13 protein-coding genes and 4 pseudogenes are annotated in these 18,001 nt (G+C 69.9%); 4 read left to right on the plus strand and 13 right to left on the minus strand.

Annotation, left to right across the window (positions count from 1 at the left end; translation table 11 throughout):
• The 11 genes and pseudogenes from ACIBM5_RS46660 to ACIBM5_RS46710 form a co-directional block, all read right to left on the minus strand.
• Positions 1–517 (minus strand): annotated as a pseudogene (locus tag ACIBM5_RS46660) (hypothetical protein); the annotation flags it as partial.
• Between the two features lie 187 nt (positions 518–704).
• Positions 705–1,271 (minus strand): annotated as a pseudogene (locus ACIBM5_RS46665) (hypothetical protein); the annotation flags it as partial.
• Positions 1,272–1,857: 586 nt separating this feature from the next.
• Complete coding sequence (locus ACIBM5_RS46670; protein ID WP_396012792.1) at positions 1,858–2,544, minus strand: hypothetical protein; 687 nt, start codon at positions 2,542–2,544, stop codon at positions 1,858–1,860.
• 133 nt (positions 2,545–2,677) lie between these two features.
• A pseudogene (locus ACIBM5_RS46675) lies at positions 2,678–2,869 on the minus strand (IS5/IS1182 family transposase); the annotation flags it as partial.
• A gap of 514 nt (positions 2,870–3,383) precedes the next feature.
• Positions 3,384–5,372, minus strand: a complete 1,989-nt coding sequence (locus ACIBM5_RS46680) for a hypothetical protein (RefSeq protein WP_396012793.1) — start codon at positions 5,370–5,372, stop codon at positions 3,384–3,386.
• A 738-nt stretch (positions 5,373–6,110) separates the two neighbouring features.
• On the minus strand, positions 6,111–6,287 hold the full coding sequence (locus ACIBM5_RS46685; protein WP_396012794.1) for a hypothetical protein: 177 nt from the start codon (positions 6,285–6,287) through the stop codon (positions 6,111–6,113).
• A gap of 42 nt (positions 6,288–6,329) precedes the next feature.
• Entirely contained in the window at positions 6,330–6,548 is a 219-nt protein-coding gene (locus tag ACIBM5_RS46690) for a hypothetical protein (RefSeq protein WP_396012795.1), read from the minus strand.
• Positions 6,549–6,591: 43 nt separating this feature from the next.
• The gene (locus ACIBM5_RS46695; RefSeq protein ID WP_396012796.1) at positions 6,592–6,852 is read right to left on the minus strand and encodes a D-arabinono-1,4-lactone oxidase; all 261 of its coding nucleotides are present in this window, start codon (positions 6,850–6,852) and stop codon (positions 6,592–6,594) included.
• A complete protein-coding gene (locus tag ACIBM5_RS46700; protein WP_396012804.1) occupies positions 6,807–7,235 on the minus strand; it encodes a hypothetical protein in 429 nt (142 codons plus the stop codon). The genes ACIBM5_RS46695 and ACIBM5_RS46700 overlap by 46 nt, the downstream gene beginning before the upstream one ends.
• A gap of 483 nt (positions 7,236–7,718) precedes the next feature.
• Positions 7,719–7,994, minus strand: coding sequence for a DUF6406 domain-containing protein (locus tag ACIBM5_RS46705; RefSeq protein WP_396012797.1), 276 nt, complete (start codon positions 7,992–7,994; stop codon positions 7,719–7,721).
• Between the two features lie 88 nt (positions 7,995–8,082).
• Entirely contained in the window at positions 8,083–9,093 is a 1,011-nt protein-coding gene (locus tag ACIBM5_RS46710; RefSeq protein ID WP_396012803.1) for an NADP-dependent oxidoreductase, read from the minus strand.
• 112 nt (positions 9,094–9,205) lie between these two features.
• Between ACIBM5_RS46710 and ACIBM5_RS46715 the strand changes: the two genes are divergently transcribed.
• Positions 9,206–9,802, plus strand: coding sequence for a TetR/AcrR family transcriptional regulator (locus ACIBM5_RS46715; RefSeq protein WP_396012798.1), 597 nt, complete (start codon positions 9,206–9,208; stop codon positions 9,800–9,802).
• Between the two features lie 1,316 nt (positions 9,803–11,118).
• Here ACIBM5_RS46715 and ACIBM5_RS46720 read toward each other — a convergent pair.
• A complete protein-coding gene (locus ACIBM5_RS46720) occupies positions 11,119–12,258 on the minus strand; it encodes a Fic family protein (RefSeq protein WP_396012799.1) in 1,140 nt (379 codons plus the stop codon).
• Between the two features lie 245 nt (positions 12,259–12,503).
• On the opposite strand from ACIBM5_RS46720, the gene ACIBM5_RS46725 reads away from it, so the two are divergent.
• From ACIBM5_RS46725 to ACIBM5_RS46735, 3 genes and pseudogenes are all read left to right on the plus strand, one after another.
• Positions 12,504–13,604 (plus strand): TnsA-like heteromeric transposase endonuclease subunit, encoded by a 1,101-nt coding sequence (locus ACIBM5_RS46725; RefSeq protein WP_396012800.1) that lies wholly within the window; start codon positions 12,504–12,506, stop codon positions 13,602–13,604.
• 349 nt (positions 13,605–13,953) lie between these two features.
• A complete protein-coding gene (locus tag ACIBM5_RS46730) occupies positions 13,954–14,973 on the plus strand; it encodes a hypothetical protein (RefSeq protein ID WP_396012801.1) in 1,020 nt (339 codons plus the stop codon).
• Positions 14,974–15,041: 68 nt separating this feature from the next.
• Positions 15,042–15,411, plus strand: a pseudogene (locus ACIBM5_RS46735) (ATP/GTP-binding protein); the annotation flags it as partial.
• Positions 15,412–16,517: 1,106 nt separating this feature from the next.
• On the opposite strand, the gene ACIBM5_RS46740 reads toward ACIBM5_RS46735, so the two are convergent.
• The coding region (locus tag ACIBM5_RS46740; protein WP_396012802.1) for a polymorphic toxin-type HINT domain-containing protein at positions 16,518–18,001 on the minus strand (1,484 nt) is incomplete at its 5' end.

An 18,001-nucleotide genomic window follows, 5' to 3' on the forward strand; every position in this document is an offset into this window, starting at 1 on the left:
TGCCGGGGACGCTGGGCGCGGGAAGCGTGGTGGTACCGGCCGTGTCGGTCCAGGCTTCCTTCAGGCGACGCCGGCCGTCGTAGGCGAAGCACTGAATGTCCGTCGAAGTGCCGTCCCGGACGGTCTTGATCGAGGTGACATCGCCGGACGGCTTGTACGTGTAGGACGTGGCATCCACGCTCGCGGTGGTGCCGGTCTCCTTGTCCCAGTTCGTGGACAGGAGGCGGCCGGTGGCGGGGTCGAAGACGCTGGTGAACGTGGCTTGGAGGGGGCTGTCGCCGAGGGTGGTGCGGATGTTGCGGCCGAAGGGGTCGTAGTCGGCCCAGTTCATGTAGTCGGCCGCGCCGCCGAGTCCGGTCGGTTGTCCGGCGACGTTATAGGCCTGGCCGAGGGTCTCGGCGGGCAGTCCGCCGTGGGCGGGCAGCCTGTTGGTGAGGGGCAGGCCCAGGACCGGCTCGTAGGTGGTGGCCGTTTCGTAGGTGCCGGCGAGTTTGCCCTCGGCCGCGGGGATGGTCACGCGGGTGCCGGTGGGACGGTAGGTGCCGGGTTCGAAGCCCGGTGATCTCGCTGGTGTACTTCGCGCCGGCCTTGCCGCCGACGTAGCGGGAGGAGCCGTCCGCCTGGCCCCTGGCGTAGCGGTCGTAGATCCACTCCGAGAGCAGGTTCGCGTCGGCGACCGTGTCCTTGTAGGTGGCGGTCTTGCGGCCGAGCGCTTCGTAGGTGTACGCGAGCGTCTGGTCGCGGGCGTCGGTGGTGCCGATCACGCGGCCGACGAGGTCGTAGCGGGTGTGGGAGGGGCCCTTGTCGGGGTCGACGGTGTGGGTCTTGCGGCCGAGGAAGTCGTAGGTGTACGTCCAGGTGTTGCCGCCTGCGTCGGTGACCTTCTGGAGTTCCTCGCGCGGGGTGTACTCGTAGGTGATCTTCGAGTAGTCGCCGGTGGGGGCTCCGCCGTTGTACTCGCGCAGTTCCTTCGGTTTGCCGCGGGCGTCGGAGATTGACACGCTCGCGACTCCGCCCGGCGGCGGGGTGACGCGGGTCTCGTCGGCGCCGGCGTAGGTGGTGGTGCGCCATTGTTCGATGGCCTTGGAGGAGAACACCTGGGCGGTGGTGCGGCCCTGGCCGTCGTAGACGACGGCGTTCTGGCCCGGGACTTCGTTGTCGTTGCCGACGAACAGGGTGGTGCGCGGGTCGGAACCCTTGTTCAGGTAGGGCTGGTTCGTCTTGATCGGCCGGCCCAGGGTGTCGTGGAAGGTGTCGGTGATCAGCCGCATGCGTGTCTGGCCGTTGGCGGCGGTCGACTGTGTCTGGCGTTCCTGGAGGAAGCTGTTCAGGATTTGGTGCGAGACCGCGTAGGTGTTGTTCCAGCGCAGGGTCCGCGTGGTGACCACCGAGGGGCCGGTCTTGCTGGGGGCGTAGGCGAATTGCAGGTCCGCGTTGTCCGTCTTGGTGCGGCCCGGCTTCCACACCGCGATCAGGCGGCCGAGGGTGTCGTACTCCTGCTCGACCACCAGGCCGTTGACGTCGACGGCCTTGACCGTGAGGTTGCGGGCCCCGGCGTACGTGGTGGAGGAGGTCCAGCCGGTGGGGCCGGTATTCGTGACCGTGGTCGGCAGGACACCCGCAGTCGGCGTGTATGCGGTGGTGGCCTTGTTCTCGGCGTCGGTGGCCTTGGTGATGCGTCCGTAGGCGTCGAACTCGGATTTGCCGGTGACGATCCAGTTCGGGGTGCCGTCGGGCTTGTACTCGTTGACGGCCTCGGTGGAGGTGACGTCGCCGACCGTGCCGACCTCGCCGAGGGGCTTGTTGTCGTAGAGGGTGCGGGCCCAGGCGTAGACGCTGTCCTTGGTGCGCGGTGTCTCACAGGCTCCGGGTGTGGCACCGGGGGCGGCGAGGGTCGAGACTGTTTCGGTGGGTTTGCCGATGATCCACGCGGTGGTGTTGTGCGCGTAGGTGGTCTTGGTGCAGTACTCGGGCAGGCCGTCGGCCCGGTCCGACACCGCGACGGGGAGGCCGTGTTCGGTTTCGAACGTGGTGGTCTTGGAGGTCTCGCGCCATGTGCCGTCGGCGAGGAGGTTGCGGCTGCGGGTCTTCTCCGTGGCGGTGCCGGCGGGCGGTGAGGGCGGGCAGGCCGCGGGCGCGGGTGTGGGTGGCGGTGACCGCGGAGGCGTACGGGGTGTTCAGGGACTTGGCGGCGATGGTGCCGCCGTCGCCGGTGAACGTCTGGGTCTCGTAGGCGAATCCGGCGTGGTGGTCGGCGTCGACGAGGGTCTGGTCGGTGGAGTCGGTGAGGGTGACGGCGCGTTTGGTGCCGTCCTTCTTCACGTCGCCGTCCATGCCCCGCAGGTAGAACGTGGCGGACTGGGTGACCGGGTCGGGGGCGACACCCGCGCGGGTGATCACCTGGCCGTAGCCACGGTACTGGTTCCAGGTCCGCCGGTCCTTGGACTTGGGCTTGGACGCTTCCTTGTCCTCGGTCAGTTCGGAGTCGTCGCGGTGCCAGGCGGCGCCGCCGATGTACTCATAGCGGGTGGAGCGGTCGGGCACGGAGGCGGTGATGTCGTGCTCGGTGTTTCGCCCTACTCCGCGACGGCACCTTCTACGAACCCAGAACCCCACGCCTCGCTTGACGAAACACATAGAGGCACCCCCCACCTAGGGCGTGGATCGAACGTGCCGATCACAGCCACTCGTTGATGGCCGCGACAAGAACGGTCGCCTCGTAGCGGACCGCGAGCTTGTCGTACCTTGTGGCCACGGCTCGGTGCCTTTTGAGGCGATCAATGGCGCACTCGACCGCGTGGCGGGCTTTGTAATCCTCCGGGTCGAACCTCGGCGGACGGCCGCCGCGGGCACCAAGCTGCCGGAGACGTGTTCGGTCGAGTAGCAATCCGCGCGTCGGCGACCCTGGTGACGACAACCGTGCCGATGTGACAACCACCGCGCCTCGGCACAGTTCGGGGTGGGGCCATCGGAACGATCGTCGGCGTATGGTTTTTCGCCTGCGGTCTCGTCGGGACGACATGGGCGGCGCGGGGCGTGCGGGGACGTGGAGGCGGTGCCTTGGGGGGCGGTGTTCGGGGCGATTCGTGGCCTGGTGAAGGCCGAGGGGGTCGCCGCAGAGCCACGAGAGTGTCGCGCGGGCGGTGGGTTGGTCCGGCTGCCGGAGCCGAGGCGGCTGAAGGCCCGGCGGAGAGGTGTTCGCCGGGGTGTTGGCTGAACGCGGCATCGGCCACCGGCGCCGGGTGGTTCCTCCGGTGACGGGATCGGGTCGCGGTCGGCCCCGCCCGCGCGTGTCGGGTGAACACGGCATCGGCCACCGGCGCCGGGGGTTCCTCCGGTGAGGTTCCGTCGCCGTCGGGGCCACGAGCGCCGGGAGCCGCTGGTCACGTGGACCCGGCCGCCGCCGCTGCTGTCGCGAGCAGTTCCGGCACTGTCCCGCTGAAGTCCGGCAGCAGCATCGCGGCCACCGCCCACGCCTGCGGGTCGCCGGCGATCGTCGCCCGCGCGTGCTCGGCGATCATGGCCGAGGCTTCGGCGTGGCCGTCGGGGAAGACGCCGGACAGGTCCGCCAGTGCTTCCAGCAACCGCACCGCCGGGTGGCCGAGTTCGACGAACTCCCCGACCGAGAGCACTTCGTCGGCGAGGGCGTTGCCGAACCAGGCGAGTCCGAGGCGAGCCTGCCGCGACGTGGGCGGGAGTGGCCCGGCGAGTGCCGCGAGCGCGTGCTCGCGCGAGCCGGCGGCCAGTTCGACGGCCAGCCGGTCGTCCGCGTCCGCGGCCCGACGGAGCAGTTCGGCGGGACACGACCGATGCCGGGCGAGGAGCACCAGCGCCGCGCGGGGCAGCGGGTCGTGCTCGTGGGCCGCCATGGCCGCGGGCCAGAACGAGTCCGGCACGTGTCGCGCCGCGCGGGCGGGCCGTTCACGGATGGCGGCGACGAGTTCGTCCGGCTGCTCGCGGCGCAGGGTTTCGGCGCGCAATCGGGCCAGGCCGTCGGGTGCGTTGAGGGCCCAGCGCAGGGCCTGCCGCGTGGCGGACGTGCTGCGCAGCAGCGACCGCAGCCGGGGGTCGAGCAGCGCCCCCCGGCCCTGCGCCTCCCACAGGCTGAGCAGCCCCCGCAGCACGCCCGCCGGGCCCAGGTCGTCGGCGCGGCGGCGCAGCACCGTGCGCAGCAACGCGGTGTGATGGCCGTGCACCGCCTCCAGGCAGCCGTCGTACGGCCCGTTCAGCCAACTGCGCGCGTGTATCGTCAGCCGCACGCGGGGCGACGCGTCGCGGCGAGTCGCGGCGAAAGCCGCGTACAGGGTCGCGGCGTCCGACGACTCGGCCAGCAGCGCGGCGTTGATGTGCCGGTCGTGCCTGGCGAGCAGCACGCCCACCGTCTCCTGGTCGGGGATCAGGTGGCCGACGAGGGCGCGCGCGTCGATCTCCGGGTTCCGCATCAGCGCGAGGACGACGTGGCCGGCAAGCGGCTCGTTGGCCCGCCTGAACTCGTCGCAGACGTCGGAGGGCAGCATCGCGAGCACGGCGGCGGCGTCCCCCGGCGGGAGCCGGCCCAGCAGTCCGAGTGGGGACATGTGACCCCAACGCTGCGATGTGACGTGGGAGGTGTCGGGGTCCGGCGGGTCGGACCATACGAGGGGCGCCTCGGCGGTGGCCCGGTCGGGGCCGGCGGTTCTGGCGGCGTCCGCGCACAACTGGGTGAACGTCCCCGGGTAGTCCGGCGCGTGGCGCACCAGCCACGCCCACGCGGCCGGATCGGGGCCCGGGAGCATGCGGGCCGCTTCGTCCACGACGCGGTCGAGTGGTGCGATGCGGGGCTCGGCGTACACGGCGCGCGCGTGCCGTGCCACGGTGGTGAGCGCGCGCCACGCGGGTCTGCCCTCGAAGGCGAGTCGACGGGCGGTCAGAACGCGTCGGTCCAGCGCGGCGCTGAACGCGGTGCCCTGGCGCGCCGTGACGCTGAACGGCGACTCGGCGGCCAGGACGAGGGCGGCGTCCGTCGGGCAGTCGGGGTGGACGACCAGCAGGCGGGCGATCTCGTCGCGGTATGGCGCGCGCAGGTGTTCGGCTGCGACCAGGTCCCAGTCACCGCGGGAGTGTCCGTCGAGTGCCGCGCTGTCCACGCGGGTCTTGGGGTTCCGCAGCCATTCCGCCCACGGGGTGCCTGGGTCCGGGCCGGCCACGCCGTCCGGCGGCGATTGCGTGCCGCGCGCCGCGGCGCCGACCGGGGCGTCGTGGACGCCGGTTTCGACGTCGGAGGCGACGGCCGACAGCCCGAGACGGAAGCGGGCCCGCGCGGCTGTCGCCGCGTCGGTGTACTCGAGCAGCAGATCGGCCGCGGACACCTGGCCGCTCTCGTCGTCTTTCACCCCGCGACGGTACCTGCGCACGCTGCCGGCGGTGGGACGGGGCTCGGCGGTGCGTGCCCGCCGCGGTCGAACCGCACGTGTTCGGGCAGGCCGCCGAAGGGCCCGTAGGGGTCGGTGCGCATGATCGCGGAGCGCGGCGCGGCCGGGGCCGAGGCGCGTGTGGGGTGGCCGGGTGTGACGGCGACGCCGGTGATCGCTTTCGTCGCGCAGTCGATGAACCGGATGATGTACGGGTGGACGAGGTCGCCGTCGACGTCCCCACGCAGCGGGGCCTGGAGGTGGTCGGCCTGCCGGACGTGGTTGCGCCAGGTCCGGGGCGCTTGGGAACACGTCCAGAGCGCGGGCGGCTTCGGGGCCGTTGCGGTGGCCGGCCCGCTCCCCCGCGGTCGGGTCCCGGCGGATCGCGCGCAGGAACGTCGACAGTGACGGGAGTGGATCCGGCCGCGGCACGGCGGCGGGCGGTGCGCCGCCCGGAAGCGGTGTGCCGCTCGGCCGGGGCGGTGGTGGGGCGGGTGAGGCGGGTCGCCGGCCGGCGTCCCCGTCTTGGTGGCCGCGCGGGCGCGGGCGAGGAACTCGCGGTGGACCGCGGAGGCGTTGCCGTGCCAGGAGGTCGGCAGTACCCGCGGATCTGAGGGGCGATCTCGAACCGGTCGCCGCGGCGGGCGCCCGGGGAGGCGGCGGTTTCGGGTGTCGTGGTGGCATCGGCCGGCCGGCGCCACACCGTGCGGTCGGAGACGTTCAGGCACTGCGCGGTGGTGTGGACGTGGGCGCGGGTGAGGCGGCGCTCGGCGCGCAGCGCGCGAGCAGATGGCGGGCGGCCGGGACTCGCAGAGCGGTCGACGACACGGTGTCGAGGGCGAGTTCGGCGGGGGGTGTCGAAGGCTCTCGGGCGGTGTCGTCGGGGGTGGTGTTCATCGAGGTCGTTCCCGCCCGTGGGAGCGGTGGATCGGCGATGGGTCAGCGGTGGATCGGCAAAGTGTCAGGGTTGGGGCCGAGGCGGGAGCAGGCGGAGGTCAACAGCGCGCGATCCATGGTCGTGTCGGGGCTGCGGCTTCGGGCGGCGTGGGAGGTGATCTTCGCCCAGGTGCGGAAGTTCCCCCGCGCGTGTGTCGTGTCGGCGTGGAGCAGGTCCTCGTCGGTCGCGGTGTCCCACAGCAGGTGGAACAAGCGCAGCACGCCGGGACTTGCGATGCCTCCAGACGTGGCGCATGCTGCCAGGTCAGGACTCTGGAGGCCGGCGCGGAAGCACGTACGAGGTGCGCTCGGCGCCCGCCCCGCACAGCACAGAGCGGCCCCAGAGTTCGAGGCGCCGGCTCATGTCGGAGACGAAGACGCCCTCCGGGGCCACGGATCGACGGACCTTGCGCCATTCCTCCAGGCGGGGATACATCCGATGGATGGTCTCCGGAGCGGCCCGGGATTCCTTGGCGAGATTCAGTCGACGCCCATGTCCAATACCCCCTCGTCGAGTTCGTCGCACAACCGCCCCAGGCCGGCTTTGACGGGGAAGTCGACCGCGATGGTCCAGCCGGGGGCGGGAAACGACAACGGGTCGCGGTTGCCGGCGCCGAAACGCTTGAGGACGTTGAGCACGGAGTACTGCCCGGACCCGGCGATGTGCCGGATCAGGTCGCAGAACTTCGCCTCCTCGCCGAAGGGGACGATGAACCGGTACTGCAACCCTTCGCGCCGTAGGCCCGGTTCCACTCGCCGAACAGGTCGAGCGGGTGGTGGAAGGCCGTCAGGTTCTGCACTCGGCCGCATCCGCGCCGGGGGCGTGGTGCGGTAGTAGAACTCGCCGAGGGCGGTGAACGAGAGCCGATTCATCGCCACGCCGCTGGGAAAGACGTCGGGCACCTTCATCGACTGGGGGCGTCGAACCTCAGCGGATTCGCGCGCAGTTTCCTCGGCAGTTCGTCCAGCTTCGCCAAGGAGGCCCGCCCGATCGCCGCCCGTCCCGGCCGAGTGGGTGGTCGGTCCGGGGGTTCCCTCCTCGATCGGGCATGCCTGCACGGACCCGGGTTCCCGGAGAGGTGCAACGGCTCACACCGTGACGCTCGCGCTCGGCCGTTGCGCCCCTCCGGGGTTCCGGGTACGCCTCCGGTGCCCGATCGAGGAGGGAACCCCCGGACCCCAAGACCACCCACGAACCGCAGCGTTCGTGCCCTGCCCACCCCTCCGAGAGAGGGTCGGGGTTCGGGGCGGAGCCCCGTGTCTGCGCTCCGTAGCTACTGCACATGTGACTCCGGAGGGCTTTGGCGCCGTGTGTGCTTCAGTGCCCTGATCTGCGGCGGACCTCTGGAACGTGGGCTTCTCGCAGGCCGGCGTTTGGCGGTGGTTACGCGATCATGGTCGCTGCGCTACCTCGGATGGCTGCTCGACCTTGCGTATGAAGACTCGCCAGTCGCCGCCGGGGTCCTCCACGCGGTCGAGTACCCAGAGCTCATCCTGGACGGCAAAGGTGTCACCTGGTTCCAGGGTGTATCGGCGCTCCTCGCCGTCGTAGACCCCTAGACGGACCGTGAGGGGATGGTCGGGACGCGCATCCACGTAAATCACACCGAAGGAACCGAGGACAGTCCGCCTCGGAACTCCATGCCTGAGAACAATCTTGGTGGTCATTCATCCAGTCCACGGTCGTGTAGGAGCAGCGGGATCTTGGACCGTATCGCTGTCGGGCATCGGCATGTAATCCGATAAGCGCGCCCCCTTAGGGGACCATGAGTACGATCTTGCCCTGGATGTGCCCTCGGGCGGCACGTTCGTGCGCTGCTCGGGCATCGGCGAGGGCAAACGTGCTGTCGATCGCGACGCGGATCGTGCCCGCGTCGAGCAGGCGTGCCAGCTGGGCGAGTTGCGTGCCGTTCGAGCGAACCTGGGTGCCTGTGACCGTGACGCCCAGCCTGGTGGTCTCTTCCTCGTCGAATTCGCCGAAGAATACGGGAAATTGGGAGCCGCCGCGCTTGAGCGTACGCAGGAAGCGCCTGCTGTCGGGGCCGCCGACGGCGTCGAGAACGAGGTCGATGTCGTGTACGAGTTCCTCGGGGCGGTTCCTGGTGTAGTCGATGAACTCGTCGGCGCCCAGTTCCCTCAGGAACGATTCGTGCGCGCCCGATGCCACCGCGATGACGCGTGCGCCCTTCCATTTCGCCAGCTGTAGCGCGAAGTGCCCCACCCCACCCGCGGCGCCGTTGACGAGCACCGTCACGTTGGTGTCGAGTGGCACCGGGCGATGCTTCGCCGCTTGGAAGGGCGACGGGTGATCGTGTCCGAGCTCGATCAGGAATTGCCATGCGGTGAGCCCGGCCATGGGGACCCCGGCGGCGTGTACGTGATCGATGCCGGCCGGTTTGAGTGCGAGGTCCGCGGCAGGCGCGGTCACGTACTGGGCATATGTGCGGCCACCGAAGCCGGGGAAGCGAAGGAGGCCGAAGACTTCGTCGCCGACGGAGAATCCGTCCACATCGGCGGCGACGGCCTCGACGACGCCGGACAGGTCCGTTCCCGGAATCACGGGCAAGTCGAACTTCGGCCTCGTCTTCGGAGGCAGGTTGGACATGCCGTCGCGCAGGTACCAGTCGGGGGGATTGATGCCGACCGCGTGCACACGGACGAGTACCTCACCCGGCTCTGGCGCAGGGATCGGCACCTCGTCGTCACGCAGAACCTCGGGGCCGCCGTGCTCGTGGAGCCGGATCGCCCTCATCGTGCCTGTCGGCATCGTTTCCTCCTGTTCACGCGCCACGGGATACGCTTATTCGGATCAGTGGTCCATATAAGTGGGTCACTGATCCGAATATATGGACCACTGATCCGGATAGTCAAGGGGAGCAATGCGGGCCGACGCCAGGAAGAACCGCGACCACCTGCTCGCAGTAGCGGGCACCGCCATCACCGAGCAAGGCATCGACGTGTCGATGCGCGACATCGCGCGCAGGGCCGATGTCGGGCTCGCGACGCTGCTGCGGCACTTCCCGACGCGCGAAGCGCTGCTCGAGGCTCTGCTCCGCACGAGCTTCGACGAACTGACGGCAAAGGCGGGCGAGCTTGCCGAGGGGTCGAACCCGCCCGAGGACGCTCTCGTTTCGTGGGTCCGCGACTGCGTGGCGTGGACAACCGAGTTTCGGGGCGTGACCGTGCCGATGGCAGCCGCCATCGCGGACTCCGAATCCGCACTCCACGCTTCGTGCGTCACGCTCCGCGCGGCCGGTGCGCGGCTCCTCGCACGTGCCCAGGCCGCGGGCACGGCGCGGAGCGATATCGATGGCGACGACGTGTTTGCGCTGATCGCCATGCTTGCTTGGCTCGGCGACCAACCCTCGCTTGCGCCACGCGCCGATCATCTCTTCGATGTCGTCGCGAGCGCGATTTTGACGAGCACTGGGAACAGCGTTGCCCAGGGGGAACGCTCCGCCCGGACACGTGGCTGAAGAGGTCGTGCGGGCCGGTGGGGTCGGCCGTGCGCTCGGCGAGGGGCGATGCGACGCCAACACGTTCGCCCAGGTAGACCGGCCCCGGCTCCGGCGTCGCGTCGGGTGCTCGCCGAAGACTCGAAGCTTGCCGAGCTTCGGGACGAGGCGGTCGACGGCCCGGCCGCGGCGGGGCGGTGGTGGGGCGGAGGCACCGGCGGGCAGGCGTGAGGGCCAGGCTGGAGCCCGGACACAGGCGGCAAATCGACGAGTTCGGCATCCGGCCCGATGACGACGACGGCGCAGCGGCGGGCGGTCGCGGCGCGGCGGGCGGCGACACGGGTCCCGGTGGCGCGGCGGAGGCCATCGGTGCTGGGAAGGCCGTGGTCGTCGGCCCGGCGGGCGGCGGTGACGGCGCGGCGGCCGGTGGTGGGGCCGGGGCGACGGCAGGTGTCGGCGGGGCAGGGGCATGGCGCGGCAGAGGCGCTTGGGAGAGCGCGTTCACGGCAGCTGTGGCCTACCGGGAACGGGAGAGGCATCTGGACGTGCCGCGTGTGCATGTGGAGACCGTGCGCGCGGCGCGGCGGAGACCACCGACGGGGCCGCGCGTCGGACCGGTGGCGGCGCGGCGGTCGAGGGGCGGGTGCAGCGGTCGAGGGGCGGTTGGGCAAGTGGGTGGACAACCAGCGCACCCGGTGCGGTTCGTTGAGCGGGGAGCCGATCACGGCGGCGGGGCTGGGGTGTGGGTGTGTAGCCGGGCAGTGCGGCGAAGAGCATGCGGTCGACGGCCGTTGAGGTTTTCGACGGTGCCCTTGAGGTGAGGGCTGTAGGGCGGGAGCGCGCGGGTGGTGACGCCGAGCGCGCCCAGGGCGGTGGTGACTGTGGTCGACAGGAAGTCCTTGCCGGGGTCGATGCGCAGGTTCTCGGGTATTCCCCGGCCGGGCCGTACGGGTCACGGCGCAGTACTGCGGCGCGCAGCGCGGTCGGGATGGACGCGCGGGTGGGGTGGCCGGCGACCACGGCCGCGCTTGCTGCGGTCGCTGGGCAGGGAGCGGAAGGCGGGCGGTTCGGGGACGCTGGGGCGGGTGCCGGCGGAGGAGCGCATGCTGATCACCGAACTCGTGGATGGCGCGGAGGAATAGCTGGTGCAGCTGCGCGGGGCGCAGACCGGCAGCACCGCGGACGCGGCCGGGGTGGTACGCACGAGGCAACCCGGGTGGGGGTGGGTATTTCGACGGCCCGTCGGAGCCGCCGAGGACACAGGGCTGTTCGACCTGCCGGCTGCGGCAGCCGGTGTCGGCCGGTGCCTTCCCTGGCTGCGCGCATCCTCCTGCATGTCACTCGGTGTACGGGTCGACGATGTGGTGGGGTCGTTTGGCGATCTCCAGTACGTTCTGCGGGAAGCGGGGGCCGGCGACGTAGTGGCGGCCCTTGGTCTGTCCCACGGCGGTGAGTACCCCTGCCTTCGTCAGTGCTTGAAGGTCGCGTGTGGCCTGTTGGGTGTTGATCGCTTCGGCCCGTTCGTAGCGGGAGCGCCGCACTCGGCCGACCATGGCGACTTCGTGGAGGGCTGTGACCTGGCGTTCGGTGATGCCGTCGGCTTCGGCGGCCTCCATGAGCTGCATCCAGCATTCGTTGGAGCGGCGGACACGGTGCTGTACTCGCTGGGCCTGCTGGTGGTAGGCGAGGAGGTTGAACTTGATCCACGGCAGGGTGTCGCGCTCGGGCGACCAGACGGGGCCGCCGACCTCGCGGAGCACCTTGTAGTAGTCCCAGGTGTTGCCCGGCATTCCCAGCCACTCCTCGATCGAGGAGAATTCGGGGGCCAGGACGCCGCCGCGGGCGATCAGCAGGGTCTGCAGGGAGCGGGACATCCGCCCGTTGCCGTCCGACCACGGATGGATCTTCACCAGGTTGAGGTGCGCCATCGCGGCCCGGATGAGGACGTGGTCGTCAAGGTCGCCCTCGTTCAGCCAGTCGACGAGTTCGCCCATCAGGCCGGGGACCAGTTCCTGATCCGGCCCCTCGTAGTCCGTCGCCAGTTCGTCGCCGGGGGCCGTGATCCGGATGGCGGTCTTTCGCCACTGCCCCGCCGTCTTCAGCGGATGATGATGCCCCTGCAACATCCAGTGGAGCGCGTTCAGCAGTTCCTTGCCGTAGCGGAAGTCGGCGACGTCGTGCAGCGACTGGATGTACGTCATGGCCTGCTGGTAGGCCAGCGTCTCCGCCTTGTTCTCGTCACTGGCCTCGACGTCGCGTTCCCCGTCCATCAGGTCCGCGACGTCCTTGGCGTCGACCCGGTAGCCCTCGATCGTGTTCGACGCCGCGATGGCGCTGGCCGTCAGGGCCTTGCGCAGGTCGAGGGTCCATTTCATGGGGGCCTGCTGGACGGCGTGGCGCAGCTGATCACGCATGGTGTCGACCTGTTCCAGGACCTGTTGGTCGACGGGCTCGAGGTGGGGAGTCGCATACAGCATGAGGTAATGATACCTGGCTCCTATCATTTGGTGCTTGCGGGTTTCGGCCGAGGGCGCCACCCGGCATCCCGGAGGCGGCTTCACGCAAGCTTGCGAACCTCACGCATCCGTACACCGGCGGTTCGCCCCCGACGCAACGCTCTCGCCGCCATCGCCCGAGAACCCGGGAACCCGGGAACCCCCGACCGTGATCGGGAGAGGCGGTGGGGCCGGGGCTGTGGTGGTCGTCGACCACGGGGCGGCACGTGTCGGCGGGGTCGAACGCGATGCGCGATCGGTTGATGGTGTTGGACCGTGATCCGCGGGTGGTGGGTTTGGCGGGGCGGCCGGTGCGGCTGTGGTGGCGCGACGCGGTGGACGGGCGTGCACGCTCGTGGGTGGCACAGCTCTTCGTGCGGTACGCGGACGGTTCCGCGCTGCCGACCGACTGCCCCGGTCGCACCGACGCGGGCGGTGAACGGGCCCTGCAGGCCGCGGCGGTGATGGCCGAGGCGTGTACGCGGGTCGGCTGGGTCTACCGGCGGTTGGAGCCGCCGGATCCGGTGTCGGCGGCGAACCTGCGCTGGCCGGCCGGGTATCGACATCCGCGCAGCCAGGGTCGCCCGGGGCTGATGGCCTCGGTCGGCGCGCAGGTGTGTTTTCGCGGTGGGTGGTGCCAGGTCGTCGGCTTGGCCGGAACGCGAATCCATCTGGCCGGAGAGGACGGGGAGGACGAGGTGGTACTCGCCGGGTGTCTGTTCGCCGATCCCGGGTTCGCCGTATCGGGGGGCGGGCAACCGCGGACACTGCCGCAATGGGGGTTGTTCGAGACCGCCCCGGCCGCGGCGCAGGAGAGGGCATTGGCGTGGCAGCGGCACATCCGTGAAGTGGAGTGCGGTCGTGCCGGCGGGCCCGACGGCGGTGGGGTGGTGCGGCAGGAGTACGACCCGGCCCGGTTCACGCCGGCCGAGCGGGAATGGGCCAAGGCCCGGGAGTTGACGGCGTTGGGTTTCGGGCGGGTGTCGTGGACGACGGTGCAGCGTATGCGCGGCCGGTATCGGCGGCAGGGATTGTGGGGTCTGGTCGACCACCGCACCACGCGTGCCGCCGGCGGGGTGGGACGGACCGACGAGCGGGTCGTCGCCGCGATCGAAGACGTTCTCCGCGGGCGGCGAGGGCGTTCCAAAGGCACCGTCAAAGCGCTGATGCCGTCGGTCGCGCGGGTCCTCGAGGACCGGCACGGTGATGCGGTGGCGATACCGTCGCAGGCCACCTTCTACCGACTCGTCCGTGAACTCGCCCGGCCCGCCGACCATCCGGGCCATCCCGTCCGCAATCCCCGATCACCCGGGACGGGCGTGGGTTGACCCCGACGGTGGCACTTCGACCCGGGGAGCAGGTGCAGATCGACACGACCCGTCTCGATGTCCTGGCTCTGTTCGAGGACGGCACGGTGGGGCGGCCCGAACTCACCATCGCCGTCGACGTCGCCACCCGATCGATCCTGGCGGCGGTGTTGTGTCCGGGCGGGACCCGGGCCGTGGACGCCGCTTTGTTGTTGGCGGAGATGGCGGTGCCGCGCCAGGCCCGGCCCGGGTGGCCCGACGCGCTGTGCTTCGCGCATACCCGGCTGCTCTCGCGCGATCGGCTGATGTCGCCGGCGAGCGCCTCGAGAGCGCTGCCGCGCGCCCGGTCGCGGTTCCGGAGACGATCGTCGTGGACCGGGGGAAGGTCTTCGTGTCGGGAGCGTTCACCGCGGCCTGTGAGACGTTGGGAATCAGTGTCCAGTCGGCCCCGCCGTTCGCGCCGACGGCCAAGGGCATCGTGGAGCGCACCTTCGGATCGATCAACTCCCTGTTCTGCCGACACCTTCCCGGATACACCGGCTCCGACGCCGGCCGACGCGGCAAAGACACCGAGCGTGAGGCGTGCTTCAGCGTCGCCCAGTTGCAGGACCTGCTCGACGAGTGGCTCGTGCACTGGCACCACCGCCCCCACGAAGGGCTGCGGCATCCGGTGATGCCGAGGGTCGCGTTGACGCCGAACCGGATGTGGGCCGCCCTGGTCGCGACCTGCGGGTACGTGCCGGTGCCACTGACCGGCAAGGACTACCTCGAGCTGCTGCCGGTGCGGTGGCAGGCGGTCGGAGAACGCGGGATCCGCATCGACCACCGCACGTACGACCATCCGGTCCTGGAGGCGTGTCGGGGACGGTCCTCGGGAGTGACCGCGCGGCAGGGCAGGTGGGAGGTGCACCACAATCCTCACGACGGCCGCCAGGTGTGGATCCGGCTGCCCGACGGGGAGTTCGCCGAGGTGCCGTGGATCCACCGCGACCACGCCCACCACCCGTTCGACGAACGTACCTGGCAATACGTGCGTGCCACGGTCACCCCCCATACCGACGCCGACGTCCACGAGGCGAACCTCGCGGAAGCCTTCGACCAGCTCATGCGCCGAGCCCGCGCCGGACGGGCCACCCGCACCGAGCAACGCCTCCTCGCCCGCGGCACACCCACCCGGATTCCCCCACCGGCCCGCTCCGCGCGAGAAGGGCGGGAGCGGGACCTCGGCGACGTGGTCCCCGGGACGGGCGAGGACAGCCTCGACGAACTCGACGACGGCCTCGACGAGTCACCGCTGCCGGACCCCTGCGAAACCGAACTCGACTCCCCCGCCCCGCCGTACACCGGGTACGGGCTCTACGACGCACACGAGGAGGCCCTGAAATGGTGACCCCCGGTGCGCAATCGGGCGACGACGCGAGAGGCGTCGGTGCGCAGACGACAGAACAGTCCCGGCCGATGACCACCTGGCAGGGTTGGCAGGACTTTGTCGCCGCAGCACCACCCGTGCCACCCGAACCCGATGCCCCGCCCCGCGGCCGGGAAGAACGCCTGGCCCACCACTCCGCGTTCGTGACCATCCGTACCCCGGCCATCGACACCCTCGCGGCGAACATACGCACGCCGATGCTCCCGGGCCCGGGGCCGCCGGCAACACACCACCGCCCGGCCGTCCCTGATCGTCACCGGCCCCGCCGCGGCCGGGAAGACCACCGCCCTGCTCCACGTCGGACGCGCCTGCCACCTCGCGGAGGCCGCCCGACGCGGCGGGAGGGCGGAGGGCGTGTCGGTGGCGTACGTCCTCGTACCGCCCGGCGCGACCGCCAAGGCCCCGCGCGCCATTGGCGAACGGCGACGGCGGCCGGGTCGCGGCGGGGCCGGTCACGGCTGCGGCCGCGGCCGGGGCTTGCTCGGCAGGGGGCGGCAGGGTGATCCGGCCGCTCTCGTCGACCGTGCCCGGGAGGGCGAGTTCGGCCAAGGCGCGGTCGTAGCGGTCCGGGTCCCGGCGGGCGTGCGCGGGCCGGGAGATCTCCAGGACACGACCCGCGCGTTGCTCTTGCTGCACGGCGCGGTAGAGCGTCGTCAGGAGGGCAGGGTGTTCGTGGCCGGCGAAGGCGGGGCCTGGTCCGGGTGTTCCCGCATCCACAGGTGCAGGGCCTTCACGTTCGGGCCCAGGTCCGACAGACGCGACCACAACGCGTCCGTGAGCGTGAAGGAGAGCCACCGGGCGGGTTCCGCCCGACTCGCGGGCGATCGCCAACCAACACCACACCGTGCGCGGCGCCACCGAGGCCGCGGCCGCGGCGATCCGCACGTGCACCGTCTCCAAAGACCCGGTCGCGTCCAACGCGAGAAGACGGGACACCACCAACCGGCGTGTCAGAGCACGGCCTTGTGAAACGGATGTGGCGGACGATGCTTGCGCGGCAACGGCGGACGGCGGCGGCGTGCGGGAGGTACCCGGGACCGAAACCACCGGCGGCGGAAACGACTTCACGCTCATACCCGCAAGCACACCCCGCCCTCGAGCCGGCCGACACAGGAATGCGCATCCCCACGACAGCCACACCACGCATGTGCCAGCGCTCTTGGGCAAGCCACGACAGCGGTTCGGTCACCCCGTGACAGCCAACCCGCAATCAGCCGAACAAAGCCCAGCTCAACAAGGGAAAACCGAACCCGGAACCGCTGCCGGCAACCCCGCCGACACCACACCACACCACACACTCACACCACACACTCACATTGCACTATCAGTACTCCCACCAGAAATCGATGTTCTTGTGCATCCGGGCTCGAAAGCAATCAGAGTGCGCATATAGATCTTGCCTGATTTCCCCGACAAGAAATCCGACTTTAATGCGCATTGCCAAAGGATCCTCGACGCTTCGAATCACATCGAAACAGAAACAGCAGGTCGGGTCAGAACTCGCCTCATCCATTCGGATCGTACCATCTTCCATTTTTCAACCGCCCCTGCAGGGAAGATTCTGTCAGATTTCGAAAGCTGGTGATCGGACCACCGTCAGCAAATCTGCGAACGGCAGCATCGTACGTGCCATCGGAGGCCCTTCGAAGATACACGCGCGCAAGATTGCTTCCACTTCCCTGCCAAAAGACTTGATCTGCACTGGTAACGAGGTGCTGAATATCAGATTCGGTCATCCCGTCGTCACCGGCCGCCAATACTCCGTGAACGTCCCGACGCACGACATTTTCGGCACCCTCATCGGCTTCACTGTAAGCCTTGGGGACATCCTTAAGGATGATGTCGTCACCGATTCCGTTGCAAGTGCACAGCTCGGAATGACCCGGCATGAGACCGCCACAGTTGTGAACAAGGACTGGCGTGGTGCCCGCCAGCACATGATATGTGTGGTCCTCATCGGTGGTGAGGTCGTGGGTGCGTTGCTGTACGCGGAAGTGCCGAATGGATCCGACCTGGACCCACACGCCGGTTGAGGCCTGGAGCCACTGCCCCTGCTTCAGGTCACCAGCGTCGATCCATTGCTTCAGGTCGGGGATCCAGAAAGGGTGGTTGGTGGTGGCGATGATGGAGGCGTCACCGTCGTCGGTTTCGACGGTGATGTCGGCGAATTCCTTGTCGTCCTCGGTGGTGATGGAGGCCAGGACGGTGCGGGGCTTGGACTCGCCGGTTTCGGGGTCCGTGGCCAGGACGACATCGCCCGGCTGCACGTCCTGGATGGCCTTGGTAGTGCCGTCGGCCATGAGGATGCCGGTGCCGGGGACAAAGCTGTGGCAGACGCGCGCGAACTTGTTGATGACGCCTTGCGCCGCACCCCCCGTCAAGGCACCCACGCCCGCGTCCTGGGCGATCTTGACCAAGGATTCGGTGGAGCTGCGGTCGCCGTGGTTGAGTTGGTCGTCGAGAGCGCTGTAGATGGAGTTGCCGAGTGCTCCGCACAGCATGGCCCCGCCCACCGCGGACGCGCCGGCGGTGGCTGCGCCCGCGCTTGTGGCTGCTGCCATGCAGCCCCATTCGGCGAGGCCGCCGACCACGATGGGGGCGACCTTCTTCCAGTTGTCCTGGGTGTAGTGAACCGCCTGGGAGGTCTTCTTCTTGGTCCAACCCCAGGCCTTCGACAAGGGGTTCTGGTTGCCCTTCCCCTGTCCCGTGTGCGAGGCGGGCTTCTTGGGCGGGGCCATGCAGTAGTTGTCGCAGTGAGCGGTGCCACCGGGCGCGGTCGGCGATGTGGTCGTTTGTTCGCCGTCACCTGGGCAAGCCATGACGTTGCCGCAGTAGGTCGGATCCGGGTCGCACGCCATGACGTTGCCGCAGTACTGCATACCGGAGGGGTCCGAGAACGTCAGCGGGTTGTTGTTGCTGTAGGTGTAGCCGTGCATCTGTTGCGCGTCGGTCAGGTCCATGATCGGGTCGACGCTGATGAAGCGGCCCA

Source organism: Embleya sp. NPDC050493, assembly GCF_044458105.1.
Lineage (GTDB): Bacteria > Actinomycetota > Actinomycetes > Streptomycetales > Streptomycetaceae > Embleya.

What these genes read in the sequence shown, in the direction of transcription:
- ACIBM5_RS46685 (WP_396012794.1), bottom strand. Translation starts at nt 6,287, where the DNA reads ATGAACACCACCCCCGACGACACCGCCCGAGAGCCTTCGACACCCCCC.
- ACIBM5_RS46700 (WP_396012804.1), bottom strand. Translation starts at nt 7,235, where the DNA reads ATGAAGGTGCCCGACGTCTTTCCCAGCGGCGTGGCGATGAATCGGCTC.
- ACIBM5_RS46705 (WP_396012797.1), bottom strand. Translation starts at nt 7,994, where the DNA reads ATGACCACCAAGATTGTTCTCAGGCATGGAGTTCCGAGGCGGACTGTC.
- ACIBM5_RS46710 (WP_396012803.1), bottom strand. Translation starts at nt 9,093, where the DNA reads ATGCCGACAGGCACGATGAGGGCGATCCGGCTCCACGAGCACGGCGGC.
- ACIBM5_RS46715 (WP_396012798.1), top strand. Translation starts at nt 9,206, where the DNA reads ATGCGGGCCGACGCCAGGAAGAACCGCGACCACCTGCTCGCAGTAGCG.
- ACIBM5_RS46720 (WP_396012799.1), bottom strand. Translation starts at nt 12,258, where the DNA reads ATGCTGTATGCGACTCCCCACCTCGAGCCCGTCGACCAACAGGTCCTG.